This is a genomic window from Leifsonia sp. 115AMFTsu3.1 (assembly GCF_004362795.1).
Lineage (GTDB): Bacteria > Actinomycetota > Actinomycetes > Actinomycetales > Microbacteriaceae > Leifsonia.
In genome coordinates, this window is record NZ_SNYB01000001.1 from 927668 (window position 1) to 953476 (window position 25809).

Annotated in this window: 25 protein-coding genes; 16 read left to right on the forward strand and 9 right to left on the reverse strand. The window is 70.7% G+C overall.

All coding sequences use genetic code 11. The features are described 5' to 3' along the window. Nucleotides 1–38: 38 nt before the first annotated feature. From AXZ95_RS04600 to AXZ95_RS04615, 4 genes are read left to right on the forward strand one after another with little or no spacing between them, the layout of a single operon-like run. A complete protein-coding gene (locus AXZ95_RS04600) occupies nucleotides 39–707 on the forward strand; it encodes a ThuA domain-containing protein (protein ID WP_018189839.1) in 669 nt (222 codons plus the stop codon). Continuing rightward, nucleotides 704–1498 (forward strand): sugar phosphate isomerase/epimerase, encoded by a 795-nt coding sequence (locus AXZ95_RS04605; RefSeq protein WP_026307054.1) that lies wholly within the window; start codon nucleotides 704–706, stop codon nucleotides 1496–1498. The genes AXZ95_RS04600 and AXZ95_RS04605 overlap by 4 nt, the downstream gene beginning before the upstream one ends. Beyond that, nucleotides 1495–2472 (forward strand): NAD-dependent epimerase/dehydratase family protein, encoded by a 978-nt coding sequence (locus tag AXZ95_RS04610; protein ID WP_018189841.1) that lies wholly within the window; start codon nucleotides 1495–1497, stop codon nucleotides 2470–2472. Before AXZ95_RS04605 ends, AXZ95_RS04610 begins: the two co-directional genes overlap by 4 nt. A 48-nt stretch (nucleotides 2473–2520) precedes the next feature. Beyond that, complete coding sequence (locus tag AXZ95_RS04615) at nucleotides 2521–3294, forward strand: GntR family transcriptional regulator (RefSeq protein ID WP_018189842.1); 774 nt, start codon at nucleotides 2521–2523, stop codon at nucleotides 3292–3294. A 261-nt stretch (nucleotides 3295–3555) separates the two neighbouring features. Here the strand turns inward: AXZ95_RS04615 and AXZ95_RS04620 are convergent, their stop codons facing one another. The 5 genes from AXZ95_RS04620 to AXZ95_RS04640 form a co-directional block, all read right to left on the reverse strand. Then, nucleotides 3556–4488 carry an ATP-binding cassette domain-containing protein gene (locus AXZ95_RS04620; RefSeq protein ID WP_018189843.1) on the reverse strand — a complete coding sequence of 311 codons (933 nt, stop codon included), beginning with the start codon at nucleotides 4486–4488 and terminating at the stop codon, nucleotides 3556–3558. Next, nucleotides 4485–5348 carry an ABC transporter ATP-binding protein gene (locus AXZ95_RS04625; RefSeq protein ID WP_018189844.1) on the reverse strand — a complete coding sequence of 288 codons (864 nt, stop codon included), beginning with the start codon at nucleotides 5346–5348 and terminating at the stop codon, nucleotides 4485–4487. Before AXZ95_RS04625 ends, AXZ95_RS04620 begins: the two co-directional genes overlap by 4 nt. Then, the gene (locus AXZ95_RS04630; protein WP_018189845.1) at nucleotides 5345–6337 is read right to left on the reverse strand and encodes an ABC transporter permease; all 993 of its coding nucleotides are present in this window, start codon (nucleotides 6335–6337) and stop codon (nucleotides 5345–5347) included. Before AXZ95_RS04630 ends, AXZ95_RS04625 begins: the two co-directional genes overlap by 4 nt. A gap of 8 nt (nucleotides 6338–6345) precedes the next feature. Beyond that, nucleotides 6346–7329 carry an ABC transporter permease gene (locus AXZ95_RS04635; RefSeq protein WP_018189846.1) on the reverse strand — a complete coding sequence of 328 codons (984 nt, stop codon included), beginning with the start codon at nucleotides 7327–7329 and terminating at the stop codon, nucleotides 6346–6348. 61 nt (nucleotides 7330–7390) lie between these two features. Further along, complete coding sequence (locus tag AXZ95_RS04640) at nucleotides 7391–9067, reverse strand: ABC transporter substrate-binding protein (RefSeq protein WP_231374343.1); 1677 nt, start codon at nucleotides 9065–9067, stop codon at nucleotides 7391–7393. Nucleotides 9068–9233: 166 nt separating this feature from the next. Between AXZ95_RS04640 and AXZ95_RS04645 the strand changes: the two genes are divergently transcribed. Genes AXZ95_RS04645 through AXZ95_RS04685 form a run of 9 tightly spaced genes read left to right on the forward strand, consistent with a single transcriptional unit; the run spans nucleotide 9234 to nucleotide 18796 of the window. Then, nucleotides 9234–10274, forward strand: coding sequence for a Gfo/Idh/MocA family oxidoreductase (locus AXZ95_RS04645; protein WP_018189848.1), 1041 nt, complete (start codon nucleotides 9234–9236; stop codon nucleotides 10272–10274). Next, nucleotides 10271–11044, forward strand: a complete 774-nt coding sequence (locus tag AXZ95_RS04650) for a GntR family transcriptional regulator (RefSeq protein ID WP_018189849.1) — start codon at nucleotides 10271–10273, stop codon at nucleotides 11042–11044. Before AXZ95_RS04645 ends, AXZ95_RS04650 begins: the two co-directional genes overlap by 4 nt. A 1-nt stretch (nucleotide 11045) precedes the next feature. Beyond that, nucleotides 11046–13058 carry a primary-amine oxidase gene (locus AXZ95_RS04655; protein ID WP_018189850.1) on the forward strand — a complete coding sequence of 671 codons (2013 nt, stop codon included), beginning with the start codon at nucleotides 11046–11048 and terminating at the stop codon, nucleotides 13056–13058. Continuing rightward, on the forward strand, nucleotides 13055–13771 hold the full coding sequence (locus tag AXZ95_RS04660) for a sugar phosphate isomerase/epimerase (protein ID WP_018189851.1): 717 nt from the start codon (nucleotides 13055–13057) through the stop codon (nucleotides 13769–13771). The genes AXZ95_RS04655 and AXZ95_RS04660 overlap by 4 nt, the downstream gene beginning before the upstream one ends. Then, the gene (locus AXZ95_RS04665) at nucleotides 13768–14928 is read left to right on the forward strand and encodes a Gfo/Idh/MocA family oxidoreductase (protein ID WP_018189852.1); all 1161 of its coding nucleotides are present in this window, start codon (nucleotides 13768–13770) and stop codon (nucleotides 14926–14928) included. The genes AXZ95_RS04660 and AXZ95_RS04665 overlap by 4 nt, the downstream gene beginning before the upstream one ends. Continuing rightward, a complete protein-coding gene (locus AXZ95_RS04670; RefSeq protein WP_018189853.1) occupies nucleotides 14925–15944 on the forward strand; it encodes a hypothetical protein in 1020 nt (339 codons plus the stop codon). Before AXZ95_RS04665 ends, AXZ95_RS04670 begins: the two co-directional genes overlap by 4 nt. Before the next feature lie 32 nt (nucleotides 15945–15976). Then, nucleotides 15977–16852: a BadF/BadG/BcrA/BcrD ATPase family protein gene (locus AXZ95_RS04675; protein ID WP_231374344.1), complete on the forward strand. Its 876-nt coding sequence runs from the start codon at nucleotides 15977–15979 to the stop codon at nucleotides 16850–16852. 43 nt (nucleotides 16853–16895) lie between these two features. After that, on the forward strand, nucleotides 16896–18272 hold the full coding sequence (gene aldh, locus AXZ95_RS04680) for an aldehyde dehydrogenase AldH (RefSeq protein ID WP_018189855.1): 1377 nt from the start codon (nucleotides 16896–16898) through the stop codon (nucleotides 18270–18272). Nucleotides 18273–18274: 2 nt separating this feature from the next. Continuing rightward, nucleotides 18275–18796 (forward strand): hypothetical protein, encoded by a 522-nt coding sequence (locus tag AXZ95_RS04685; RefSeq protein ID WP_231374419.1) that lies wholly within the window; start codon nucleotides 18275–18277, stop codon nucleotides 18794–18796. A 40-nt stretch (nucleotides 18797–18836) separates the two neighbouring features. On the opposite strand, the gene AXZ95_RS04690 is transcribed toward AXZ95_RS04685, so the two are convergent. Together AXZ95_RS04690 and AXZ95_RS04695 are read right to left on the reverse strand one after the other, a co-directional pair. After that, nucleotides 18837–19748 (reverse strand): ketopantoate reductase family protein, encoded by a 912-nt coding sequence (locus tag AXZ95_RS04690; protein WP_018189857.1) that lies wholly within the window; start codon nucleotides 19746–19748, stop codon nucleotides 18837–18839. Then, entirely contained in the window at nucleotides 19745–21133 is a 1389-nt protein-coding gene (locus tag AXZ95_RS04695; RefSeq protein WP_231374345.1) for an MFS transporter, read from the reverse strand. The genes AXZ95_RS04690 and AXZ95_RS04695 overlap by 4 nt, the downstream gene beginning before the upstream one ends. Before the next feature lie 96 nt (nucleotides 21134–21229). On the opposite strand from AXZ95_RS04695, the gene AXZ95_RS04700 reads away from it, so the two are divergent. The 3 genes from AXZ95_RS04700 to AXZ95_RS04710 all read left to right on the forward strand — a co-directional run bounded on the left by AXZ95_RS04700 (nucleotide 21230) and on the right by AXZ95_RS04710 (nucleotide 23892). Beyond that, complete coding sequence (locus AXZ95_RS04700; protein ID WP_018189859.1) at nucleotides 21230–21730, forward strand: helix-turn-helix domain-containing protein; 501 nt, start codon at nucleotides 21230–21232, stop codon at nucleotides 21728–21730. 70 nt (nucleotides 21731–21800) lie between these two features. Then, nucleotides 21801–22829, forward strand: coding sequence for a LacI family DNA-binding transcriptional regulator (locus AXZ95_RS04705; RefSeq protein ID WP_018189860.1), 1029 nt, complete (start codon nucleotides 21801–21803; stop codon nucleotides 22827–22829). Between the two features lie 31 nt (nucleotides 22830–22860). After that, nucleotides 22861–23892, forward strand: coding sequence for a LacI family DNA-binding transcriptional regulator (locus AXZ95_RS04710; RefSeq protein WP_018189861.1), 1032 nt, complete (start codon nucleotides 22861–22863; stop codon nucleotides 23890–23892). A gap of 12 nt (nucleotides 23893–23904) precedes the next feature. Here AXZ95_RS04710 and AXZ95_RS04715 read toward each other — a convergent pair whose 3' ends face one another. Continuing rightward, nucleotides 23905–24825 carry a carbohydrate ABC transporter permease gene (locus tag AXZ95_RS04715; RefSeq protein ID WP_018189862.1) on the reverse strand — a complete coding sequence of 307 codons (921 nt, stop codon included), beginning with the start codon at nucleotides 24823–24825 and terminating at the stop codon, nucleotides 23905–23907. Further along, a complete protein-coding gene (locus tag AXZ95_RS04720; protein ID WP_018189863.1) occupies nucleotides 24822–25736 on the reverse strand; it encodes a sugar ABC transporter permease in 915 nt (304 codons plus the stop codon). Before AXZ95_RS04720 ends, AXZ95_RS04715 begins: the two co-directional genes overlap by 4 nt. Nucleotides 25737–25809 lie beyond the last annotated feature (73 nt).

Here is a 25809-nt window from a genome sequence, read left to right on the forward strand (position 1 = left end):
AGCCGGTCCGCCCGCGGTCTCGCGAGAGAACGAGAGAGATGACGCGCAACAAGAACGCACTGGTCGTCGTGAACGGCGACGACATCCACCACGACCTGCTCACCGCCTCCCTGGTGTACCAGCAGCTCGGCATCGAGGCGGGCCTGGTGACCCGGCGCGGGATGGGCATGAACCGCTTCGTCGACGCCCGCCCGGAGACGGCCGACGCCGACACCTACCTGCTGTACACCTCCGGCGGGCTGTTCCCGACGGCGCAGCAGGAGGCGCTCGCCGCGGCCGTCCGCGGAGGGAAGGGGCTCGTCGGCATCCACGGCGCCAACATCCTGGGCTGGCAGGGCGACGGGCTCGACCCGGCGGACCGGCCCATGTTCGAGCTGCTCGGCAACCGGTATCTGTCGCACGGGCCGGGTCACCACGAGGGGAGGCACACGATCGAGATCGTGGGTGACCACCCCATCACCGAGGGCATCGACGACTTCGAGCTGTTCGACGAGTACTACGAGTTCGAACTCGCGGACGACGACGTGCAGGTGCTCGCGCGGCGGCACAGGGCGGACGGCGCGGAGATCCCCGTGATGTACGCGCGCCAGGTCGGCGACGGTCGTGTGGTCTACCTGGCACTCGGCCACGACCTGCGCTCGTGGGGCGAACCGCCCGTGCGCGAGCTCGTCCGGCGCGCCCTGCAGTGGACGGCGGGCGCGCTGTGAGCGCGGAGGACTCCGGCGGTGGCGCACGACCACTCGCCGTGATGGGGTACACGATCCTGGAGCAGGCGCTCGCCGACCTGGAGGGCACCTTCGACCGCGTCGCCGCCCTCGGCTATCTCGGCGTCGAGACGTACGGGCTGGTCGAGGCGTACGGCGCGGAGCGGGTGCGCATCGCCGCCGCGTCCTCGGGCCTCGCCATCACGAGCGCCCACACTCCGTTCCCGACGGGCGAGCCCGCGGAGCGGCTGCTGGATGCGGCCCAGGCTCTCGGCGCGCCGACCCTGGTGTGGTCCATGGAGCGCGAGGAGTTCGACTCTCCGGAGAGCATCCGCGCCGGCGTCCAGCGGGTGAACGAGGCCGCGGAGAACGCGGCCGCCCGGGGCCTCGCGATCGGGTACCACAATCACTTCGCCGAGTTCTCGCAGAACTTCGACGGGCGCCAGGCGTACGACCTGCTGCTCGACCTCCTCGACCCGCGGGTCGTGGTCGAACTCGACGCCTACTGGGCGCGCATGGGTGGCGCCGATCCCGCCGAGGTGCTGACCCGGCTGGGCGACCGCGCGCGCCTGGTCCACATCAAGGACGGGCCCGCGGTCAGCTATGAGGACGACGTCATGGTGCCGATCGGCGAGGGCGCGATGGACTGGGAGCGCATCCTGACGGCTCCCTCCGGTCTGCGCTGGCACATCGTCGAGCTGGAGCGGCTCAGCGTCGACACCTTCGACGCGCTGGAGCAGTCGTACCGTCACCTGGTCGGCCTGGGCGTGTCCCGCGGGAGCGTGGACGCATGAGCGCGCGGGTGCTCTTCCTCGGCGGCAACGGGATGATCGGCTCGGCCGCCGCGCGCGAGGCCGTCGAGCGCGGGATCGACCTCACCATCGTCACGAGGTCCGCGCCTCGCCGCCCGGTACCGGAGGGTGTCCGCCTCCTGACCGGCGATGTGCGCGACCCGGCAGCGCTGGCGGCCCTGCTCGGCGACGAACGGTGGGACGCCGTCGTGAACTGGGTCGCGTTCACGCCGAAGGACCTGGACGGCCACGTCGACTACTTCGGCGAACGCACCGGCCAGTACGTCTTCATCTCGACGTGCTCCGTGTTCGCGCGCCCGGTGCCGCTGCTGCCCATCACCGAATCCACCCCGCGCCGGCAGCCCGTCTTCGGGTACGCCCGCGACAAGATCGCCTGCGAGCTGCTGCTCGAAGAGGCGTACCGCGAGCAGGGATTCCCGCTCACGATCGTCCGCCCGTTCCACACGTACGACGAGACGACGGTCCCGGTGCTCGCCGGCTGGACGGCGATCGAGCGGATGCGCGCGGGCGAACCCGTCGTCGTCCACGGTGACGGCACATCGCTCTGGACGCTCATGCACTCGAGCGACTTCGCCCGCGCGTTCGTGCCGCTGCTCGGCGAGGGCCACGCGATCGGAGAGAGCGTGAACGTCGTCAGCGGCGACATCCTCACCTGGGATCAGATCCACCTGGAGCTGGCCCGCGCCGCCGGCGTGCGCTCGCCGCTGCTGGTGCACCGCTCGAGCCAGACCATCGGCGAGGAGATCCCCGGCTGGGACGAGGTGCTGGAGCACGACTTCCGGCACACGATGCTGTTCGACACGACGAAGCTGCAGCGGCTCGTGCCCGGCTTCGCGCCGCAGGTGTCGTTCGCCGAGGGGGCGCGTCGGGTGGTGCGTCACCACGACGAGCACGCGGATGCGCGCGGAGTCAGCGCGGAACTCGCCGCGGCATTCGATCGTCTCGCGGCGCGGTAACGAGTGGTATGAATGAGGCGTGCTATCGGCAGGGAGAGGGTATCGACGTTGACGCAGCCGGAGACTCTCGGTCGAGACGCGGTCGCCGCCATCCGGCCTGACTACCCCGAGCCCCTGTGGATCCAGGTGATCAACCTGATCACCCACGAGATCGCCACCGGCGTGCTGAAGCCGGGCTCACGTCTGCCACCGGAGCGCGAGCTGTGCCAGCAGCTGTCGATCTCGCGGGTGACGCTGCGCAAGGCGCTCAGCCAGCTGGTCGAGGACGGCGTGCTCAGCGCGTCGCACGGCCGTGGCTGGTACGTCGCCCAGGCGCCGGCGCCGGGCAAGGACTTCCCGAACAACCTCGAGTCGTTCACCGAGACCGCGAACCGGATGGGGCTGGCCGCGTCGTCCACCGTGCTGCGCGCGGAGACGAAGGCGGCGACGCTGGACGAGGCGGAGGAGCTGGGCGTGGCACCGGGCACTCCGCTGTTCCACCTGGAGCGGGTCCGCCTGCTCGACGAGGTGCCGATCGCCGTCGACGTCACGCGGCTGCCGGCGACCATTGCCCCGTCGCTCGAATCGGTCGACTTCGCCACGGCATCCTTCTACGAGGCCCTGGCGGACGCCGGCGTCGAGCCGTTCCGCGCCGACGCGACGATCGAGGCGCGCGAGGCCACCGGAACGGTCGCCGAGCACCTGGGGCTGGAGCTCGGGAAGCCCGTGCTGGTCATGCGCCAGGTCGCCGTCGACCAGTCCGAGCGTCCGCTGTTCGTGTCGACGATCACGTACGCGGGCGAGCGCTACCGCCTGCGCACCCACTTCGCCCGCACGCGCTAGCCGCATCCCTCCGGCTCCGCCCGTTACGGCGTCACCCTCCGTCCGCTGCGCAAACGGAGGACATCCCGGACCGTGCGGCGCCGCGTGCCTCCGTTCGTGGCGAATCGCCGCGCCGGTCGCTGGGATCTCCTCCCTTTCGAACGGCGACGAAAACGGAGGAGTTCCCAGGGCGGCACGCCGCGGGATGCGGGAAACGGAGGTGGTTCGGGGCCGGAAAGGTTCCGAGCACCTCCGTTTTCCGCATCAGGCGGGGGGCCGGGGTCAGGCGGTGGCGAGCAGCTCCGCGACGGCGGCGTCGTCCGCCCACGCACGCGCCCAGTGACCCGGCTGCGCGGGGCCCGGGTCGTCGGGCGTCACCAGCACGTCGGGGGAGAGGCGGAAGCGCTCGGGGTCGAGGTCGAAGGCCTCGGAGTGCGGGTCCGGCGCCGCCCGCACCAGCAGCTGCGTGTACGGGTGGATGGGGTTGAGGATGACATCGCTCGACGGACCGCGCTCGACCACCCGGCCGTGGCGCATGACCACGATCTGCGTCGAGAAGTGCCGCGCGGTCGCGAGGTCGTGCGTAATGTAGAGCACGGCGAGGTTCCGCTGCTTCTTCAGGTCGTCGAGGAGCTGCAGGATCTCGAGCCGGATGGACACATCCAGCATCGACACCGGCTCGTCGGCGATCAGCACCTCCGGCTGCGGGGCGAGCGCCCGCGCGATGGCGATGCGCTGACGCTGCCCGCCCGACAGCTCGTGCGGATACTTCGCCAGGATCTCGGCAGCCGGCCCCAGGTTCACCGAGTCGAGCAGCCGGTGCAGCTCTCTCTCCTCCTCCGCGCGGGTGTGCACGATGCCGTGGATGCGCAGCGGCCGCACCAGCTGGTGGCGGATCGGGAGCGACGGGTTGAGGGAGGAGAACGGGTCCTGGAACACCATCTGGACGCGTTTGCGGTAGCGCTTGGTGGCGCGGTGTCCGGAGCCGATGCGCTCCCCGTCGAGCGTGATGTCGCCCGCCGTCGGATCGACCAGCCGGATGAGCATCTTGGCGATCGTCGACTTGCCGCTGCCCGACTCGCCGACCAGGGCGACGGATTCGCCCGGACGCACGATCAGCGAGACGTCGTCGACGGCCTTCAGGATGTGCGGGCGCAGGCCGCTCCCGCGGATCTGGTAGTCCTTGGCCAGGTGGAGCGCTTCGAGCGTCGTCATGCCAGCGCCTCCTCTCCTCGTTCGATGTCGACATAGCGTGTGCCCGTGAGCGGGACGTCGCCGCGGAGGCTGGGGAACGACCGCAGCAGGTGCCGGGTGTATTCGTGGCCGGCGCCGTCGAGCAGCGCCTGCGGGGTGTTCTCCTCCACCAGACGCCCCGACAGCATCACGCCGACCCGGTCGCTGATCTCGAGCAGCAGACCGAGGTCGTGGGTGATGAACAGCACGGCGAAGCCGAACTCGCTGCGCAGCCGGTCGATCTCCTCCAGGATGTTGCGCTGCACGACGACGTCGAGCGCGGTCGTCGGCTCGTCCATGATGATCAGCCGGGGCCGCAGGGCGAGGGCCATGGCGATCATGACGCGCTGCCGCATCCCGCCGCTCAGTTCGTGCGGGTAGCTCTTCAGCCGGTCGACCGGGATGCCGACGGTGCGGAGCAGTTCGGCGGCGCGCTCCCGGCGCTCCGCGCGGCTGAGTCCCGCGCGGTGGTCGACGAAGACGTCCTCGATCTGCGCCCCGATCCGGTGGACGGGGTTGAGGGCGTTCATGGCGCCCTGGAAGACCATCGAGATCTCCTGCCAGCGGAAGGCGCGAAGCTCGCGGCCGTCGAGACCGAGGATGTCGGTCGTCCCGCCGTCTTCGCGTCGCCACTCGATGGAGCCGCCGCTGATCTGGGCGGGAGGCTGCAGGAGCCGGGTCACGGTGTACGCCAGGGTCGACTTCCCGCATCCCGACTCTCCCGCCAGCCCGACGATCTCGCCGGGGTGGATCTCGAGCGAGACGCCGTCGACGGCCCGCACCGGGCGGTCGGTGGCGTAATCGACGGTCAGGTCGCTGATGCGCAGCAGCGGTTCGCTCATGCGGCTGCTCCCTTCGGGGCGGTACGGGAGCGCTTGGCGATCGCCGCCGTCCGCAGCCGCGGGTTGATGCGCTCATCGATCGAGAAGTTGATCAGGCCGAGGGCGGCCCCGAGGATGGCGATGCAGAGCCCCGGCGGGACGAACCACCACCACGCGCCGAGGGTGATCGCCTGGGCGTTCTGGGCGAAGAACAGGATGCTGCCCCAGCTCTTGCCGCCGGGCGCGCCGAGCCCGAGGAAGGACAGCCCGGCCTCCGCGAGGATCGCGCCGAGGGCGCCGAAGACGAACTGGCTGGCGATGATCGGCATGAGGTTGGGGAGGATCTCGCGCAGCATGATGCGCCAGTTCGACTCGCTGGCGACGCGCGCAGCATCCACGTAGTCCCGGGAGCGCACCGAGAGGGTCTGTGCGCGGAGGACGCGGGCCGCGCCCGCCCACGACACCAGGGCGATGACGACGGCGATCACCACGATGTCGCGCGACTCGACGTAGTCGGTCACGATGATGAGCAGCGGGAGGCCGGGGATGACGAGGAACACGTTGCTGATGAGGGACGAGAGGTTGTCCCAGAACCCACCGAGGAACGCGCCGCCGATGCCGAACAGCATCGAGAGCACCACGGTGATCGCGCCGGCGACCACGCCGATCACCACGGAGCCCGTGGTTCCTGCGTAGACCTGCGCGAAGACGTCCTGCCCGATGTTCGTCGTGCCGAACCAGTGCTCCGCGCTCGGCGGCTGGAGTCCGACGGGGCTGGACTGGTTGGGGTTCGGGACGAGGAGGGGAGCGGTCAGGGCGACCAGCGCGAAGAAGACGCAGATCGCGATCCCGACCCAGAACTTCCACCCGCGGGAGGTGCGGCGCCGGTCGGTGCGGCGCGATCGGCCGGCGGCCCGGAGGAACCCGGTGCGGGCGGCCGCGGCGTCGTCGGCGTCGGGCTCGGAGCCGGACAGCTCCGGGTCGGCGAGTTCTTGCTGCGTGAAGCTCATGGGGACTCCTAGTTCGCCAGCCGCGTGCGCGGATCGATGAAGCCGTAGACGAGGTCGACGACCAGGTTCGCGCCGAGGACGGCCAGGGTGATGATGAGGAACAGCGCCTGCATCAGCGGGTAGTCGTTGTTCTGCACGGCGGTCAGCAGGGTGAAGCCGACGCCCGGGTACCCGAACACGCTCTCGGTGACCACCGATCCGTTGACGATGAAGCCGAGGGACATCGCGAACCCGGCGACGCTGGGGAGCAGGGCGTTCCGCATGGCGTACGAGCCGAAGACCCGTCCCGGTCGCAGCCCTTTCGCCCGCGCGGTGACCACGTAGTCCTCCGCCATCGTCGACACCATCATGTTGCGGGTGCCGAGCAGCTGGCCCGAGACGGACGCGAGGATGATCGTGATCGCCGGGAGGGCGCCGTAGACGATGACGGAGCCGATGAACTCCGGTGTGAAGCCCGGCACGATGTTGAGGTCGTAGCCGCCGCTGACCGGGAACCAGTGCAGGATCGAGCCGAACACGTAGACGAGCACGAGGGCGAGCCAGAAGTAGGGGATCGCCGAGAAGAAGGTGGAGGCGGGGAGGATCGCGTCGGTCCAGCTCCCGCGACGCCAGCCGAGCCACGAGCCGAAGACGACGCCGATCACGTAGCTGATGACGGTCGCGAGGCCGACGAGCGCGAGCGTCCACGGGAGCGCCTGCATGACGACGTCGATCGCCGGGGTCGGGTAGTAGCTGACCGAGAGGCCGAACTGGCCGGTGAAGATGTTGTGCAGGTACTGCCCGTACTGGACGATGAGCGGCTCGTGCGAGACGCCGAACTGCAGTTCGAGGGCGTGCCGGGCCTCCGGGGGCATCGGGGCGACACCCTGCGTCTTGGCGAGGATGACATCCACCGGGCTGCCCTTGACCAGCCGGGGGAGCAGGAAGTTGAGGGTGATCGCGATCCAGCCCGCGATCAGGTAGAAGCCGAGCTTGTTGAGGTAGTAGCGCATGAGGTGGTCCCGCCGGGTCGGGGCGCGGGACGACGGATGACCGCCGTCCCGCGCCGAGGGGTCACTTGACGGGCTTCAGCGACTTGGCGACGTAGCCGATGTTGCCGGACAGCCAGTTGGACGGGGTCGCCCACAGGTTGTCGGGCGTGGGCATCCCGGTGAAGTACTGGTCGCGGTAGGTGGTCACCGCGCCGTTCTGGCTGAGGATGATGTACGGCTGGTTCTCGGCGAAGTAGGTGCCGAGCGCCTGGTAGGCGCTGGTCAGCTGAGCCGGGTCGTTGGTGCCGCCCGCCTGCGCGATCAGCTGGTCGACCTTCGGGTCCTGGAAGCGCACGAAGTTGGCGTTGGCCGGCTTGCCGACCGGAGCCGTCTTGGCCGAGTCCAGGCTGTCGCTGAACTGCTGGAAGGGGTTCGGGCCGGTCGGGATGCGGTCGTCCAGGAGGTCGAACGAGCCGTTCTGTCGAGCGGTGGAGTAGGCGCCGAGCGACAGCTCCTCCGGGGTCGCCTGCACGCCGATCTTCTGGAAGTCCTGCACCAGCAGCTGGTTGGCGGTGATCGTGTCGGTGTAGCCCGTGACGGTGGTGATCTTGAATTTCACCGGCTGGCCGTCCTTGCCGATCAGGTTGCCGGAGCCGTCGTACGAGTAGCCGGCGTCGGTGAGGATCTTCTTGGCCTTGTCCACATCCTGGTCGAGCGTCTTGCCCGTGTAGTCGGCCGGGATGTAGGCCTCGTCCCGCGGCTGCAGGAGGCTCGTCGGGTTGGCCGGGGTGTCGGTCCCTCCGAAGGCCTGCTTGATGATCGCGTCGCGGTCGATCGAGAGGCTGAGCGCCTGACGGAAGGCGAGGTCGTCGAAGGGCGCCTTGCTGAGGTTCGGCATCAGCACCTTGATGTCGGCCGGGATGGACGTGTACTTGTTGTACTTCTTGTCCTTGTCGACGAACGACTTCTGCACATCCTGCAGCGCGATGCCGGCCCAGTCGATCTGGCCCGCGTTGAGCGAGTTGAGCGCCGCGGCGTTGCCGGTGGACGTGACCAGCCGGATGCCGGGGATCGCCGGCTGTCCCTTCTGGTAGTAGTCCTTGTTGGCCGTGAGGGTCACCGACTGCGGGGTGAACTGCCCGAAGTCGAAGGCTCCGGTGCCGATCGGCTTCTGGTTGGTGGTCTTCGCCGGGTCGGAGATGGACGACCAGATGTGCTCCGGCACGATGAAGGTGAGGCCGAGCAGGCGGTACTCGTTGGGGTAGTCCGGCTGGCTGAGCGTGATGGTGACGTGGGTGTCGTCGACGGCCTTCGCCTCGGCGATCTTGAGGCCGTAGAGGTTCAGCTCCGGCTTCTTCTCGAGCAGGTTGTACGTGTAGGCGACGTCGGCCGCGGTGAACGGCTTGCCGTCCTGCCACTTCACGCCGTCGCGCAGGGTCACGGTGTAGGTGAGGCCGTCCGGCGAGACGGTGTACTCGGTGCCGAGCCACGGCTGCGGCTTCTCGTTCTTGGCGGAGTTGAAGTAGAAGAGCGGCTCGTAGACCGCGCCGAGCACGGCGCCGTTCGCGCCATAGGCGACGTCGGCGACGAACGGGTTGAAGTTGTCGGTCAGGTTGCCGGGGTTGCCGGAGTACACGTTCAGGTAGCGGGAGCTGCTGGACGCGCCGCTGCCGGCGCATCCCGTGATGATCAGCGTGGCCGCCGCCACCGTCGCGAGAGCCGCAGCCACTCGCATCTTCATCGACTTGCGTGGTCGCACTGCATTCTCCTCGGGTTCGGGGTGATGGATTGACCGCGAGCATACATAGCGGTCCATAGAGGTAGCAAGAGGTATTTTGTTTCTGGTCTATTACGGGTTTCGGTATAGACCAATGGCGTACCACATGGCTACTATGGCGATCACACCCGTTCCAGCAGGAGGAAATGTGATTCGAGTAGGACTCCTCGGTTCCGGCTTCATCGCCGACACGTACGCGGACGCCCTCCAAGACGTCCGCGGGGCCGAGCTCGTCGCCACCTACTCGCGCGACCTCGCCCGCGCTCAGGCCTTCGCCGAGAAGTGGGGCCCCATCCCGCGTCAGTACGACGACATGGCGGCCCTGTGCGCCGACCCGGAGATCGACCTCGTCGTCATCGCCCTCCCCAACGAGGTGCACGTCGAGGCGGTCCGCATCGCCGCGGCCGCGGGCAAGGGCATCGTATGCACCAAGCCGCTCGCCCGCACCGGAGCAGAGGCGGCGGAGATCCTCCGCATCGTGCGCGACGCCGGCGTCTGGCACGGCTACGCGGAGAGCTCGGTCTTCTCGCCGAACATCGCGAAGGCCCACCAGATGGTCGTCGCCGGCGCCATCGGCGACCCTCTCACCATGCGAGCGCGGGAGGCGCACTCCGGCCCGCACGCCCCGCACTTCTGGGACGCCGAGACGGCCGGCGGGGGAGCCCTGCTCGATATGGGCTGCCACACCGTCGAGTCCGCACGCCACTTCTTCGGGAAGGACAACCCGGTCACCGAGGTCTTCGCGTGGGGCGCGACGATGGCCCACGCGGACAAGACCACCGGAGAGGACACCGCCATCGCCCTCCTGAAGTTCGCGGGCGGTCAGCTGGCCCAGATCGAGTCGTCGTGGATCGAGAAGGGCGGCATGCAGCTGCGCCACGAACTCGTCGGCACTGCCGGGCGCCTCGTCACCGACACCTCGCACACTCCCGTCTGGGGCTTCATCGAGAATCCCGCCGGTTATCTGGTCGAGAAGGCGGACGCCGAGACGGGATGGGTCTACCCGGTCCCGGAGGAGGCGCGCGCCTACGGGTTCAGCCAGGAGATGCGGCACTTCGTCGAGCGCTTCGCCGAGGGGCGCGAGCCGGACGAGACGTTCGACGACGGCTTCGTCGTCAACTGCATCCTCGACGCCTGCTACGCCTCGATGCGCTCGGGCGTCTGGGAGACGGTGAGCCTCGAGCGATGACGACGACACCGACAACGACGGGCGTCGTCCGGACCGACTACCCGGACCCGCTCTGGATGCAGGCGGCCGACTCGCTGCGCGAGCGGATCGCCTCCGGCTCGCTGCCGGCTGGCGCGCGCCTTCCACCCGAGCGGGAGCTCTGCCTGACGCTCGGGATCAGCCGCGTCACTCTCCGCAAAGCACTGCAGGCCCTCGTCGAGGACGGCGCGCTCGCGCCGTCGCACGGCCGGGGCTGGTACGTGTCCGGCGAGAGCGATCAGCGCAACGAGTGGCCGAACAGCCTCGAGTCGTTCAGCGAGACCGCCGAGCGGATGGGTCTGGCGGCGAGCTCGCGCGTGCTGCAGGCGAGCGTCGCCCCCTCCACCATCGACGACGCGGAATTGCTCGGCATCGCCCCGGGCCTCCCGATCTTCCGGCTGGGCCGCGTGCGGATGCTCGGCGGCGTTCCGATCGCCCTCGACTGGGCGCTCATCCCGGCCGCCCTGCTTCCGGACGCCGAGAGCTACGACTTCGAGACCTCCTCGCTGTACGAGGCGCTCACCGAGACCGGCAACGAGCTCGCCAATGCGGAGACGACCATCGAGGCGCGCGAGGCGAGCGCCGACGTCGCAGGCCAGCTCGGCGTCCAGCCGGGAACACCGACCCTCGTGATGCACCAGGTGGTGCGCAACCGGTCGGAGCGGGCGGTGCTCGCCTCGACCGTCCAGTACGCCGGCGACCGCTATCGCCTCCGCACCTACTTCTCCCGCCACAACCGAACGGAGTCCTGACGTGACCGAAACCGCCCAAGCGCCTGCCGCACCGTACGCGGACCCGGAGGCCGACGCCGCCATCGCGGCCGCCCTGGCGAGCCTCCGGCCGGAGGAGGTCGCCGCCTCGCGGGCGATCCTCGAGCGGGAGGGACTGCTCGGCCCCGACGGACATGTGTCCTATTTCGGCCTGCTCGAGCAGGACAAGCGCACTCTGCTCGCCCCGGGGTCCCGGCCGGAGGCCCGCCGGTTCCGCGCGATGCTGGTGGACTTCGCCACGGGAGCGTCCCACGACGCCGTCGTCTGTCCGGCGGAGGACCGCCTCGTGTCGGTGGTGGAGCTCGACCCGGCAGACGGCCAGGTTCCGGTGGTCCTGGCCGAGTTCGGGCTCGTCGAGGAGATCGTCCACCAGGACGAGCGCTGGCTCGCGGCCATGGCGAAGCGCGGCCTCACCGACATCTCGACACTGCGCGTGAACCCGCTCTCGGCCGGCGCTCCGGCGACCGACGAGGCCGGCCGACGCATCCAGCGCTGCTTCACCTTCGTGCAGAAGACGCCGGACGACCTCGGCTGGGCGCATCCCGTCGACGGCGTGACGGTGATGGTGGACGTCGTGACCCGTGAGGTGCTCGACGTGATCGACTACGTCGAGCTGCCCGTGCCGCAGGAGGACGGCAACTTCCACCTCACGGAGTGGGTGGGGAAGCCCGAGCGCGCAGGCCTCAAGCCGATCGAGATCAGCCAGCCGGACGGTCCGAGCTTCACCATCGACGAGAACGGCGTCCTGTCGTGGCTGGGCTGGAAGCTGCAGGTGTCGTTCGACCAGCGCGAGGGGCTGGTCTTCCACAACGTGTCCATCGCGGACGACGGAGTGCAGCGCCCGGTGCTCTACCGCGCATCCATCGCCGAGATGATGGTGCCCTACGGCGACCCGAGCCCGCAGCGCTGGTTCCAGAACTTCTTCGACTGCGGCGAGTACCTGCTGGGCGGCTTCGCGAACTCGCTGGAGCTCGGCTGCGACTGCGTCGGAGACATCACCTATCTGGATGCGACCCTGGCCGACAACGCCGGGAACGTGCGCGTCATCCCGCAGGCGATCTGCATCCACGAGGAGGACGCCGGGATCCTCTGGAAGCACTTCGACAACTGGAACGGCTCGAGCGACTCCCGCCGCAACCGCCGGCTGGTGGTCAGCTTCTTCGTGACCGTGGGCAACTACGACTACGGCTTCTACTGGTACTTCTCGCTCGACGGCAACATCGAGCTGGAGGTGAAGGCCACCGGCGTCGTGTTCACCTCCGCGTACCCGGGCCCGGGCTACGCCTACGCGTCGGAGCTCGCTCCCGGCCTCGGGGCGCCGTATCACCAGCACCTCTTCTCGGCGCGTCTCGACATGATGGTCGACGGCGTGGAGAACGCGGTCGACGAGCTGGAGGCGGTGCTCGTCCCGCGCGGGCCGGAGAACCCGACCGGCACCGGGATCACCCAGACGGTCACCCGGCTGCGCACGGAGAAGGAGGCGCAGCGGATGGCGGACAACGCGAAGAACCGGGTCTGGCTCGTCTCGAACCCGGGCAGGAGGAACCGGCTCGGCGGCGCCGTCGGGTACGTGCTCTACCCGGAGGGAAAACCCGCCCTGCTGGCCGACGAGCTCTCCGACATCCACCAGCGCGCCACCTACTCGGCCAAGCACCTGTGGGTCACGCCTTACGAACCCGCCGAGCTGTACCCGGCGGGCGACTTCGTCAACATGCACCCGGGCGGCGCCGGCCTCCCAAAGTGGACGGCGGCGGACCGCGACGTCGACAACGCCGACATCGTGCTCTGGCACACCTTCGGGCTGACGCACTTCCCGCGCATCGAGGATTGGCCGGTGATGCCGGTCGACTCGGCGGGGTTCGTGCTCAAGCCGCACGGGTTCTTCGGTGCCAACCCGACCCTCGACATCCCGGAGTCGGTCGGCGACCACTGCGCGCCCGGTCATCACGGGCACGCGGATGCGCACACGCACGATCACGGAGGGCACGGCGCGTGAGTCTCGGAATCCAGCTGTACAGCGTCCGCGAGGACATCGGCCCGGACCGGCTCGAGGGCACTCTCGAACGCCTGGCGGGTTACGGATTCACCCATGTGGAGCCGTACGACATCCTGAGCGACACCGCGGGGCTGCGCGCCGCGGTCGCTGCCACGGGCCTCACCGCGTCGACCGCGCACGCCAAGATCACGGAGCTCGACCGCGACGCCGTGCTCGATGCGGCGGAGAGCCTCGGCATCGAGACCGTCATCGTCCCCTTCGTGCCGCCGGTGAGCATCGCCGACCGCGACGGCGTGCTGGCCCTCGCCGACGCGATCAACGCGGTGGTTCCGGTGGCGGCCGAACGCGGCATCCGCATCGGGTACCACAACCACGACTTCGAGTTCTCGCAGTCGGTCGACGGCCGGACGGCCTACGACATCCTGGTCGAGGCGCTCGACCCCGCTGTCGTGCTGGAGCTCGACACCTACTGGGCGGCGGTCGGCGGCGAGGACGTGCTCGGCCTCATCCCGAGACTCGGCGACCGGGTGCGCTTCCTGCACGTCAAGGAGGACGGCACCAACCCGTTCGACGTCACCGCGGCCATCGCCGCCGCCCGATCGCTGGAGCTGCCGGTGGTCGAGGTGGTCGTGCACGAGGGGGATGTGTTCCCGCTCGTCGAGCGCAACGCCGCGTTCTTCGCCGAGCGCCTCCCGCGGGCGGTGGACGCATGACCGCCACCGGCGTCGGGATCGTCGGCGCAGGAAACATCTCGGACGAGTACCTGCGCTCGCTCGCGACGTACCCGGATGTGCGGGTGGTCGCGATCGCCGACCTCGACGTCGAGCGCGCCGCGGCGCAGGCCGACCGGTACGGCGTGGAGGCCGCGCCCACCGTCGCCGACCTGCTGGCACGCGACGACATCGAGATCGTCGTCAACCTGACCATTCCGGCCGCCCACGCCGACGTCGCGCTCGCCGCCATCGCTGCGGGCAAGCACGTCTGGGGCGAGAAGCCCCTCACGCTCGACCTGGCGTCGGCCCGCGCGGTGCTCGACGCAGCGGAGGAGGCCGGCGTCGTCGTGGCCAACGCGCCGGACACGATCCTCGGCGAGGGCATCCAGAACGCGCAGCGGCTGCTGCTCGACGGTGCGGTCGGAGAGCCCAGGACGCTGCTCACCCTCATGCAGGGCCCTGGACCGGATGCCTGGCACCCGCGGCCGCAGTTCCTGTTCGCCCGGGGCGCCGGTCCGCTGTTCGACATCGGCCCGTACTACGTCAGCACGATGATCCAGCTGCTCGGTCCGATCGTCCAGGTGGAGGCGATGGGCCAGCGTCCGCGCGCCGAACGCGTCGTCGGGTCGGGACCGGACGCGGGTCTGCGGTTCCCCGTCGAGGTCGACACGCATCTCAGCGTGCTGACGCGGTTCGCCTCCGGTGTGGTCGGCACCTCCGTGTACAGCTTCGACTCGCCACGTCGGCGGCAGGCGTTCGAGATCACCGGATCGGAGGGCGTGCTCGAGGTGCCGGTCAGCGGCTTCGACGGACCAACGCGGGTGCTCGCCGGCGACGACCGCGACCACGCCTGGAGCGAGGTCGCCCCGCCGGGAGCCCACCGCGAACGCGGTGTCGGCGTGCTGGAGCTGGCCCGCGCCCTGCGCGACGGCCGGCCCCCGCGCGCGTCCGGCCCGCTCGCGTTCCACGCGCTCGAGGTCATGCTCGCGGTCGAGGAGTCGGCGCGCTCCGGCGTGCCCGTCGCCATCGACAGCACGGCGCCGCCCGTCGAGCCGCTCCCGTCCGACTGGGACCCGAGCGCAGCGACCACACCATCCAGCTCGGCAGCAACCGGCTCGCGAGCAACCAGCCCAGCACAGTCAGGGGGACTCCGATGAAGGGGTACATCACGTACGCGTCCGCGCGGGCGACGCAGGCGGAGGAGCTCGGCCGGGCGATCCCGCTGATCGCCGACCAGGTCGAAGCACGCTCGGCGCTCGGCCAGCTCGCGGGACCCGGCCCGATCTTCGTCGGGATCGGCGCGAGCCTCGCCGCGGCGTGCGCGCCGGTCTGGGAGCTGCGCTCGCGCGGCATCCACTCGTTGCGCCTCGGCGCCGGCGACTACCCCGTGCCGTTCCCGCCGAGCGTGCATCCCATCGTCGGGATCTCGCAGAGCGGCCGCAGCGCCGAGACCTTGGCGGTGCTCGAGTCGGTGCCGGAGGAGCTGCGCTTCGCGGTCGTGAACAGCGAGCCGTCGCCGATCGGCCGCATCGCCTCGACGCTGTCGCTCGGCAACCTGGCCGACAGCTACGCCTCGACCCTGGGGTACACGGCGACCGTCGCGGCGCTCGGGCTGCTCGCCGATGTCTGGGACGGCGGGACGCCCGATGCCGGATGGGCGCGGCTGGCCGAGACGTTCGCCGCGGTGGAGGACCGGCTGACTGCTCCGGTCTCGGCGCTCGCCGAGCTGTTCGCGACGGTCTCGTCGAGCGATTTCGTCGGCGCGGGACCGGCGGTCGGATCGGCCGAGGCGGGTGCGCTGCTGTTCCGAGAGGTGGCGCGCATCCCGGCGACCGGGATGAGCACGCGGCAGTACCTGCACGGCTCGATGGAGTCGGCGGGCGACGGGGTGCATGTGGTCTTCGGCGACAGCCGGGAGCTCGATCTGGCGACGACGCTGGCGGATGCCGGCCACCACGTCGTGCTCATCTCGGCCGAGTCCGTCGCTGCGACGAGCACCCTGCACCCGGTGCGCCTGCCCAAACTCCCCGCCGCCCAGCGCGCGGTGCTCGAGGCGCTGGTGATGCAGATCCTCGTCGGCGCCGTGGCCGAGGTGCGGGGTGTGGACATCGAGGAGTTCGTGTTCCACAACGCGGACACCAAGGTGTCGGTGGATGCGGGGGGCGCCGCGTGACGGCTGTATCCCCTCTTCTTTCCCCTTTGATCGTGGGCTTGGATGCCGGTGGCACCAAGCTCGGCGTGCGTGCTGAGACCCTCGACGGCTCACGCGTCGCCGACGTCGCCCTGCCGGCGGATGAATGGAGCGCATCCCCGGCAGGCGGCGCCGCTCGGTGGCTGCACGCCCGCATCCGGCACGTACTGCCCGAGGGCGCGACCGTCTCCGCTCTCGGCGTCGGCGCTCAGGGACTCGACACCGTCGAGCACGCCCGTGAGCTCCGCGCCGCCCTCGGCGAGCTGGGCTACCGCGCTGCTGTCGTGAACGACGCCGAACTGCTCGTCCCCGCCGCGGGCCTGCGGGAGGGCATCGGCGTGATCGCCGGAACCGGCTCCATCGCCGTCGGCGCGGATGCGTCCGGCCGGACCCTGTTCGCCGGCGGCTGGGGATGGGTCATCGGCGACGAGGGCGGTGCGCCCGCCATCGTCCGCGACGCGACCATCGCCGCTCTCCGCGCCGACGACGACGGCGCCCCGGACGACGGCCTCTTCGCCGCTCTGGAGCGTGCGTTCGGGGTGTCGTCCGCGCCGGCACTCGCCCGCGCCGTCAACGACGACCCGACACCGGAGAACTGGGGTCCGCGCGCCGTCGCCGTCTTCGCGGCGGCGGACGGCGGCTCCGCCCTCGCCGTCTCCGTCATCGACCGGGCCGCCTCCGAGCTCGCTGCGCTGATCGGCCGCCTGATCGCCCGGGGAGCCGCCGGTTCGCACATCGTGGTGGGCGGCAGTGTGTTCGCCCACCAGCCGCGACTGCTTGCGGCCTTCTCCGGGGCGGTCGCGGCCGCGCATCCCGGACTCACCGTCGTGCCGCTCACGGACGCACCGGTCGCCGGCGCCGTCGAGCTGGCCAGGCGCATCGCGGTGTGAGCCGCGCGCGCATCCCATCGGCCGTCACAACAAAGGAGTAACCATGGCCATCGCCACCATCAACCCCACCACCGGCGAGACGCTCAAGACGTTCGAGCCGCACACGGCCGAGCAGCTGGAGGAGATCCTCGCCGCGGCCGAAGCCGCCTACCGCGGGCTCGCGGACACGACGTTCGAGCAGCGGGGCGCGTGGATGCGCGCCGCCGCCGACCTCCTCGACGCCGAGCTCGACGAGGTCGCCGCGCTCGTCACGACCGAGATGGGCAAGACCATCGGAACGGCGAAGTACGAGGTGTCGAAGTCGGCGCGCGGCATGCGCTGGTACGCGGACCACGCCGCGGAGTACCTCGCCGAGGAGCGCCCGGTCGCGGCGGGCGATGTCGGCGCCTCGGCGGTGAGCGTCCGCTACCAGCCGATCGGGACGGTGCTGGCGGTCATGCCGTGGAACTACCCGTTCTGGCAGGTGATCCGGTTCGCGGCCCCCGCGCTCATGGCCGGCAACACCGGCATCCTGAAGCACGCCTCCAGCGTTCCGCAGAGCGCGCTCTACCTCGGTTCGCTGTTCGAGCGGGCCGGGTTCCCGGCCGGAGCGTTCCAGACCGTCCTCGTGGAGGGCGGCGCGGTGGCGCCTCTGATCGACGACCGCCGCATCCGCGCGGTCACGCTCACCGGTTCGGTCGGGGCGGGGTCGTCTGTGGCGGAGGCAGCGGGACGCAACATCAAGAAGTCGGTGCTGGAGCTCGGCGGCACGGACGTGTTCGTCGTGATGCCGTCGGCCGACATCGCGGCGGCGGCCGCAGCCGGGGTGAACGCGCGCGTGCAGAACTCGGGTCAGAGCTGCATCGCCGCCAAGCGGTACTACGTCCACGCGGACGTCTACGACGCGTTCGAGGAGGCCTTCGTCGCGGGGATGCGCGCGCAGGTCGTCGGCGACCCGTTCGACGAGGGAACGTCGTTCGGCCCGCTGGCCACCGAGCAGGTGCGTCGCGACACCCACGAGCTGGTCGAGGACGCCGTCGCCAAGGGTGCGACCCTCCTGGCCGGAGGCGAGCTGCCGGACGGCCCCGGCTGGTTCTACCCGGCGACGGTGCTGCGCGATGTCACCCCCGAGATGCGCATCTTCCGCGAGGAGTGCTTCGGGCCGGTCGCGTGCCTGTACCGGGTCGAGTCGGCCGAGGAGGCCGTCGAGCGCTCGAACGACTCGGACTTCGGCCTGAGCTCAAGCGTGTGGACGCAGGACGATGACGAGGCCGCCTTCTTCCAGGACCGCATCGAGGCCGGCGGCGTCTTCGTCAACGGGCTCACCGCATCCTTCCCGCAGCTGCCCTTCGGCGGCATCAAGGACTCCGGGTACGGGCGCGAGCTGTCGGCGTTCGGCATCCGCGAGTTCACCAATGTGAAGACGGTCTGGCGCGCGTGACCATGGGGGCGGCCGTGGCGCCGGAGGTGGATGCGGTCGCGACCGCATCCACCTCCGGCGCCACGGTGCGCCGTCGCGGGCGCGCGCACCGGACGGCGGGCACCCTCGTGCACGAGCTGCCCGCGGCCGGGGTGATGGCGCTCGCCTGCGCCGCCGGGAACGCGGCGGCGCTCTGCGCGGGCGCTGTCGCACTCGCCCTGCTTGCCTGCGGCTACGGGCGGATCGCCCGCCGATCCCCGTTCGCGCGCGAGCATGTGGTCGACCTCTGGGCCATGCTCCTCGTCATGGTGGGGATGGCCTTCTCGGCTGCTCCCGTTCCGGCTGGTGTCGTGGGCTCGGCTGTCGCGTCCCCGCACCGACACCTGGACCCGTCCGTCGGCGGCCCGGTCGGCCCGGCGCTCGTCGCCATCGCGGTGGCTGGCTGGCTGATCGGCCGCCTGGTGCTGGCTCGCCGGGTGCGCCGCCTGCACACCGTCGTATCGGCGGCTGTGTGCGGCGGGATGCTCGTCGCGATGCTCATGTGAGCGACGCGTCAGCTGGTACGTAGGGGTCCCGACGCGCCCGTCACGACTCCGGGGCGATGCGGAGGGCCGCCGCGGCGGCCGCGAGCAGGGGCACCGGTGTGCCGAGGTGGTCGGCGCGGCGCACGAGGTCGCCCAGCACCGCTTCCACCTCGACCGGACGGCCCGCGCGATGATCGCGGTACATCGAGGTCGTGAAGTGCGACCCCGCCTCGGTGAGGACGCCGCGCGCACGCTGGACGGCATCCGTCCGCGGCGCATGACCGGCGCGCGTCATCACGTCGACGACCTCGTCGACCACGGCTTCCGCCGTCCGTGCGCCGCCGTCCGCCGCGACGATGCGGCCCACATCCGCCCCCAGGAGGGTGTTGGTCGCACCGCCGGACGCGAGCAGCAGCCACTTCTCCCACATGTCCGCGACGATGGTGGTCGACGCGGAGCTCTCGATGGGCGAATCGCTCAGGTCGTCCGCGATCCGGCGCACGCGCTCAGTGTCCCGCCCGTCGAGCTCGCCGAAGCCGAGGGTGGCCCCGGGCCGGAGGATCCGGATCGCGCCGTCGTCCCGCAGCTCGGTCGCCGTGAGGCAGACGCCGCCGAGGACCTGCCCGGGAAACGCGGCGTCGAGCGCCTCGATATGGGCGATGCCGTTGAGGGACGGGATGACGACAGTGCCCGGTCCGATCGCGCCGCGCAGGTCGGCGATCGCCCCTGGCAGGGCGTACGCCTTCACCGACAGCAGCACGACATCGTATTCGGGGCGCACGGTGTCCGCCGTGACGGTCTCCATCGGGAAGGCGGAGGTCGGGCCGTCCGGTTCGGCCAGCACCAGCCCGTCCCGCGCGAGGATGCGTGCCCGCTCCGGCCGGACCAGCAGCGTCACCCGGTGACCGGACTCCTGGAGCAGCGCAGCGAGATAGCCGCCGACGGCCCCTGCCCCCACGATCAGGTATCTCATCGACCGCCCTCCGCTGACCGATCGCGGATCGCCCACGCCGCCAGGACGGCCAGAACGCCGCCCGCGGTCAGCACCGCCCAGGCGCCGGCGTACCCGGTGAGGGAGCTCGTCGCTCCGAGTGTGAGTGCCACGAAGACCGCGACTCCGATGGCCGAGCCGATCTGGCGGGCGGTGTTGAGCACGCCCGCGCCGGCCGAGTATTCGTGCTGGGGGAGGCCCGCCGTCCCGCCGGCGATGAACGCCGTCTGCGCGAGACCGGCTCCGAGACCCGTCAGCACGATGCCGGGGAGGTAACCCCACCAGAACGAGCCGCCGGCGGTGAGCAGGATGGTCCACCACAGCCCGCCCAGCGCGAACAGTGCACCGCCGAGGAGGCCGAGGGCGCGCGGGGTGGACGGGAGGCGCCCCGCGACGATGGTGGAGACCACAGCGGCGGCGGGTCCGGCACCGAAGGCGATGCCGGCGACGGCCGGAGACAGGCCGAGCGGGCCGGTGAGCACCAGCGGTGCTCCGACCAGCATGATGCCGAAGCCCGCGTAGAAGAAGAACATGCCGGCCGAGGCGGCGCGGAAGCCGTGATCGCCGAACACCTGCAGATTCACGGCGGGGACCGCCGCCCGCCGGCTCCTCCACACGAACAGCACAGCGAACAGCGCGGCGAGCAGCGCGCCGACGCCGAGTTGCCAGAGGCTCACGTCGGGGTCGGAGCTGTACGAGACGGTCCAGACCACCAGTGCGGCCGCGGCGGCGAGAGCGAGCGAGCCGAGGAGATCCGGTCGCCGACCGCCCGAGCCGGGCGCGGAGGGCACGCGGGGGAGGACGATCAGGGCCGGCAGCGCGAGCACGACGTTGATGAGGAAGATGAAGCGCCAGTCGACCTGCACGAGCAGCCCGCCGACCGTCGGCCCCAGGGCGGCGGCGATGGATCCGGTGGCCGCCCAGACGCTGACGAGCCGGGTGTGCCGCTCTCGCGGTGCCGTGGTGAGGAGGAGTCCGAGGCTGGTCGGGATGATCGCGGCAGCGGCCGCTCCCTGCACGGCGCGTGCCGCGATCAGCACCCCGATCCCGGGCGCGATCGAGCAGACCGCACTGGCGACGACGAACACGACGAGACCGGTCACGAAGGTCCGCTTCCTGCCCACGACGTCGGCCAGTCGGCCGAACGGGATCAGGAGCGCTGCGAAGGCGATGCCGTAGGCGTTGAGCACCCAGGCGAGCTGCTGGGGCTGCACGCCGGGAAAGCTGGCGCTGATCGAGCCGAACGCGATGTTGACGATGAAGAGGTCGAGGGAGGCGAGCACACTCCCGGTGGCGACCACGAAGAACGTCAGTCCCAGTCGGGAATCTCGCGTCTCGTCTTTACTAGCTTCAAGCAAGTCAGCCACGGAACAAGTAGGCCACAGGCTGCCGCTGGAGCGCAAGCTCGGATGCTGAACGAGCATTCAGGGGTGCTAGCGCTAAGCTAGCTGCAGGAGGACGACATGCCGCTGAGATCCGATTGGTCGACCCGCCCGTGCACCATCGCCCGAGGCATCGATGTCGTCGGCGACCCCTGGGTGCTGCTCATCCTGCGCGAGGCGTTCGCCGGTGCCCGCCGCTTCGAGGAGTTCGCCTCCCGGACCGGCATCACCGACAAGGCGCTGAGCGCCCGGCTGCGCACGATGGTCGAGAGCGGTCTGCTCGAGCGGTCCACCGCGGGCGACGGGGCGCGCCCTCGGGCGGAGTACCGGCTGACGGAGTCCGGCGCCGCAACCCTGCCCATCCTGCACGCATTCGCCCTGTGGGCCGACGAGCACGGGCCGGAACCCCGACCGGGCCGTCTCGGCATCAACTGCGTCGCGTGCGGAGCGCGCGCCGAGGCGGCCGATGTCTGCGTCTCGTGCGGCCGGCGGCTGACGCCGGACAATGTGCGGTGGACGCGACCCGGCGAATGGGATGGCGCCCAGGTCGAGCTCGTCGGCGCCGCGACACCGGCCGACTGAGCCGAGCGGACATCCCGCCGCGCCCGGTATGCGCATTCCCAGGCGGTGGCGGAGCCGGTACTGTTGCCGTGTGGGTGAGGCGAAGAGCGAGGCGGCGCCCCGACGTCCCGTCACTCTGACCGACGTCGCGCGGCGGGCCGGCGTCTCACAGCCGACCGCGTCCCGGGTGCTCAACGGAAGCGCGCGGACCGTCGCAGACAGCTACCGGCGCCGGGTGCTCGACGCCGCCCGCGAGCTGGGTTACACGCCCAACCTGGCCGCACAGGTGATCGCGCGCGGCACCTCCCGCACCATCGCCCTGGTGATCAGCGGGATCTCGGACCCGTACTTCTCGGCCATGGCCTCCGAGCTCATGAAGCAGGCGGCGGAGTACGGGATGCGCGTCTCGATCGCCGTGACCGACCGCCGGGTGGACCGCGAGCTGGAGCTGGTGCGCGAACTGCGCGGACAGCAGCCGCAGGCGATCGTGCTGGCGGGCACCGGGTACGTCGATCCGCCCAACGGGGACGAACTGGTGGCCGAGCTGCGCCGCTTCGAGGAGACCGGCGGCCGGGTCGTGCTGATCAGCCGGACCGATCTGCCCTTCGAGACCGTCACCTTCGACAACCGCGAGGGCGCACGCGAGCTCGCCGCGGAGCTCACGACCCTCGGCTACCGGCGCGCGCTCGTGCTCGGAAGCGCCACCCCGCTCCTCTCCATGCAGCAGCGCGTCGACGGATTCGTCGAAGGGTTCGGAGGGGAGGCGGCCGTCGCGTATCCCGAGTTCTCGTGGGAGGGAGCCCGCGAGCACATCCGCTCGCTGCCCGACGACGAGCTCGCGAACATCCAGCTCGTCTTCGCGATCACCGACGACATGGCGCTCGGGGCGATCGCCGGGCTCCGCGACCGCGGGCGGCGCATCCCCCAGGACGTCGCGGTCGCCGGGTTCGACGACATCACCACGCTCCGTGACGTCGTGCCCGCCCTCACCACCGTCCACGTGCCGCTCGACCAGGTCGCCGACGAGACGGTCCGCCGTGCCCTCGACGGGGATGCGGGGGGCCGCACGGTCCCGGCGCACCCCGTGATCCGGGCATCGACCCCGCCGGTGCGGCGGTAGGCCCGCAGGTGACGGCCGGTAGGTTGGGGCTGTGAGCGAGAACGCCCCCACCCTGTCCGACGTCGCCGCGCATGCCGGCGTCTCGCTGGCGACCGCGTCCCGCGCGCTGAACGGCAGCACGCGCAAGGTCAACGCGGCGCTGCAGGACCGGGTGCTCGCTTCGGCCCGCGAGCTCGGCTACAGCCCCAACGTCCAGGCGCAGGCGGTCGCCCGGGGCACGAGCAACGTCGTCGCGCTCGTGGTGGGCGACATCGCCGACCCCTACTTCGCCTCCATCGCCTCCGGGGTCGTGCGTGTGGCGGACGAGCGCGGCCTCATCGTCACGATCACCGCAACGGGGCCCTACGCGGGCCAGGCGTCGGTCGCGCGCGAGCAGGCCGCACTGGCGGCTCTCCGCGGGCAGCGCCCGCGCGCGGTCGTCCTCGCCGGAAGCCGCGTCGTGCGGCCGGACGCCCAGAGCGCCGCCGCAGCGCCGGACGACCCGCTCGCGGGCGCCCGCGCGAACGTGGCCGTGGTCGGCGGGGGAGCTCCGGAGCATCGCACCGTCGCCGTCGACAACCACGGCGGGGCGGCGGCGCTCGCCCGCGAGCTGCTGGCGCTCGGCTACAGCGACTTCGCCGTCATCGCCGGCCCCGAGGAACTGGTCACGGTGCGCGACCGCGTCGACGGTTTCCGGTCGGTCGTGCCGTCGGCCTCCATCGCCCACGCCGAGTTCTCGCGCGCGGGAGGACGGGATGCCATGGCCGAACTGCTCCGCTCGGGTGCGCGCCCCGAATGCGTCTTCGCGGTGAGCGATGTCATGGCGATCGGGGTGATGGCGGCTCTGCGCGAAGCGGGCATCGCACCCGGCGAGGAGGTGGCGGTGGCGGGATTCGACGACATCCCGCTCGTCGCCGACGTCACTCCCGCCCTCACCTCGGTGTCGCTTCCGCTGGCCGAGATCGGAGCCCGTGCGCTCGAGCTCGCGCTCGCGGACGAGTCGGACGAGCAGGGCGGGCCGGACGGAGAGCGTACGCCGGTCTCCGCCGAGGTGCGCGTGCGCGCATCCACTCCTCGGCGCTGACGAGGACGGGCCTCAGAGCTTGACGCCGCCCGAGATGAGATCGATCTTCCAGTAGCGCTGCAGCGACAGGAACAGGATGGCCAGCGGCACGATCGACACGAGCACGCCCGCGATCACGATCGAGTACTGCGCCGCCTGGCCGCCGGTGATGATCATGAGGCCGTACAGCCCGAGAGTCAGCGGGTAGAGCTGGTCGTTGTTGATCATCACGAAGGGCAGGAGGAAGTTGTTCCAGATCCCGATGAACTGCAGCAGGAAGACCGTCACCAGTGCCGGCATCATCAGCCGCGATCCGACCGACCAGAAGATGCGCCACTCGCTGCCGCCGTCGATCCTGGCGGCCTCCATGATCTCGTCGGGAACCGACGCCTCCGCGTAGATCTTGCACAGGTAGATCGCGAACGGCGACACCAGCTGGGGGAGGATGACGGAGGCGTAGGTGTTCGTCATCCCGAACTTCGCCAGCAGCAGGAACTGCGGGATGGCGAGCATGATCTGGGGGAGGAGCACCGCGGCCACGATGAGCCGGAAGATCCACTTCGACCCGGTGAACGTGTACTTGCCGAGGGCGTACCCGGCCGCCCCCGCGATGACGGTGGACAGCACGCCGCCGCCGATCGCGTAGATCACCGAGTTGAGCGCCCAGCGGCCGAAGATGCCGTTGTTGTAGGTGAACAGCGCCTGCATGTTGGTCCAGAAGCCGCCCGTGAAGGACGGCACGAACGACGGGGTCGAGAACAGCTCGTCGTTGGTCTTCGTGGAGGCGATGAGGATCCACAGCACCGGCAGGACGCAGTACAGCGCGCCGACGATGAGGATGAGGGTGGGGACGATCCGCAGACCGGAGCGCGTCCGCAGCGGCGGTCGCGGGTCGGATCGTCGCGCCGCCGTCGTCGGCGGCCCGTCGGGGGTGCGTACGGTCGCGGTGGTCATCGGGTCTCCCTCCGGGCGAAGCGCCGGCCGATCACGTTGACGATCACCGTTGCGGCGACGGTCATGAGGATGAGGATGAACGAGGTGGCAGCGCCCTCGTAGATGCTGTTGTTGACGAACGCGTCCGTGTACACGCGCATGAGCGGCACCCAGGTGGACGAGATGGCGTTCGCCAGCGGCTTCAGGGTCGTCGGCTCGTTGAACAGCTGCAGGGCGCCGATGACGGAGAACAGGGCGACCATGGTGATGGCCGGGGCGATCAGCGGCAGCTTGATGCGCAGGGCGACCTGCAGCTCGCTGGCGCCGTCGAGCTCCGCCGCCTCGAACAGCTCCTTGGGGAGGCTGCGGACGGCGGTGTAGATGATCACCATGTTGAAGCCGACGACGCCCCATACCGCGACGTTGGCGACCGAGAAGAAGATCCCGGTGCTCCCGAAGTAGTCGATGAAGCGGCCGCCGATGGGGCTGGTCGCCGGGAGGTACATGAAGCCCCAGAGCAGCGACGCGACGACGCCGGGAACCGCGTAGGGGAGGAAGATCGCCAGTCGGGTGACGCCGACCAGCCGGGCGCGCTTGGCATCGAGGCAGAGAGCGAAGAGGGTGGCCAGCACGATGGTGAGCGGCACGCCGATCAGGGCGATCAGCAGCATCCGTCCGAGGCTGGCCCAGAACTCCGGATCGGTGAGGGTCGTCACGTAGTTGGCGAAGCCCGCGAAGACCTCGGTCGGATCGCCGCCGCCGAGGAGTCCGCCGCCCACCTTCAGCTGCAGGAAGCTGAGGATCACCGCGTACACGCCGGGTGCGACGGTGAACAGCAGTAGCAGGATGACGGCGGGCGCGACGAGGAACACGGGCAGAAGCGTGCGCCTGCGGCGGGGTCGCCGTGCGGTGCCGGCTCCGATGACGGCCATGGGCGGGTCTCCAGTTCGGTGGGTGCGGGCGGTGGATGCGGGCGGTGGATGCGGGCGGTGGATGTGGTGAGGT

What these genes read in the sequence shown, in the direction of transcription:
- AXZ95_RS04690 (WP_018189857.1), bottom strand. Translation starts at nt 19,748, where the DNA reads ATGAGATACCTGATCGTGGGGGCAGGGGCCGTCGGCGGCTATCTCGCT.
- AXZ95_RS04630 (WP_018189845.1), bottom strand. Translation starts at nt 6,337, where the DNA reads ATGAGCTTCACGCAGCAAGAACTCGCCGACCCGGAGCTGTCCGGCTCC.
- aldh (WP_018189855.1), top strand. Translation starts at nt 16,896, where the DNA reads ATGGCCATCGCCACCATCAACCCCACCACCGGCGAGACGCTCAAGACG.
- AXZ95_RS04720 (WP_018189863.1), bottom strand. Translation starts at nt 25,736, where the DNA reads ATGGCCGTCATCGGAGCCGGCACCGCACGGCGACCCCGCCGCAGGCGC.
- AXZ95_RS04700 (WP_018189859.1), top strand. Translation starts at nt 21,230, where the DNA reads ATGCCGCTGAGATCCGATTGGTCGACCCGCCCGTGCACCATCGCCCGA.
- AXZ95_RS04715 (WP_018189862.1), bottom strand. Translation starts at nt 24,825, where the DNA reads ATGACCACCGCGACCGTACGCACCCCCGACGGGCCGCCGACGACGGCG.
- AXZ95_RS04620 (WP_018189843.1), bottom strand. Translation starts at nt 4,488, where the DNA reads ATGACGACGCTCGAAGCGCTCCACCTGGCCAAGGACTACCAGATCCGC.
- AXZ95_RS04625 (WP_018189844.1), bottom strand. Translation starts at nt 5,348, where the DNA reads ATGAGCGAACCGCTGCTGCGCATCAGCGACCTGACCGTCGATTACGCC.
- AXZ95_RS04610 (WP_018189841.1), top strand. Translation starts at nt 1,495, where the DNA reads ATGAGCGCGCGGGTGCTCTTCCTCGGCGGCAACGGGATGATCGGCTCG.
- AXZ95_RS04600 (WP_018189839.1), top strand. Translation starts at nt 39, where the DNA reads ATGACGCGCAACAAGAACGCACTGGTCGTCGTGAACGGCGACGACATC.
- AXZ95_RS04635 (WP_018189846.1), bottom strand. Translation starts at nt 7,329, where the DNA reads ATGCGCTACTACCTCAACAAGCTCGGCTTCTACCTGATCGCGGGCTGG.
- AXZ95_RS04685 (WP_231374419.1), top strand. Translation starts at nt 18,275, where the DNA reads ATGGGGGCGGCCGTGGCGCCGGAGGTGGATGCGGTCGCGACCGCATCC.
- AXZ95_RS04650 (WP_018189849.1), top strand. Translation starts at nt 10,271, where the DNA reads ATGACGACGACACCGACAACGACGGGCGTCGTCCGGACCGACTACCCG.
- AXZ95_RS04665 (WP_018189852.1), top strand. Translation starts at nt 13,768, where the DNA reads ATGACCGCCACCGGCGTCGGGATCGTCGGCGCAGGAAACATCTCGGAC.
- AXZ95_RS04670 (WP_018189853.1), top strand. Translation starts at nt 14,925, where the DNA reads ATGAAGGGGTACATCACGTACGCGTCCGCGCGGGCGACGCAGGCGGAG.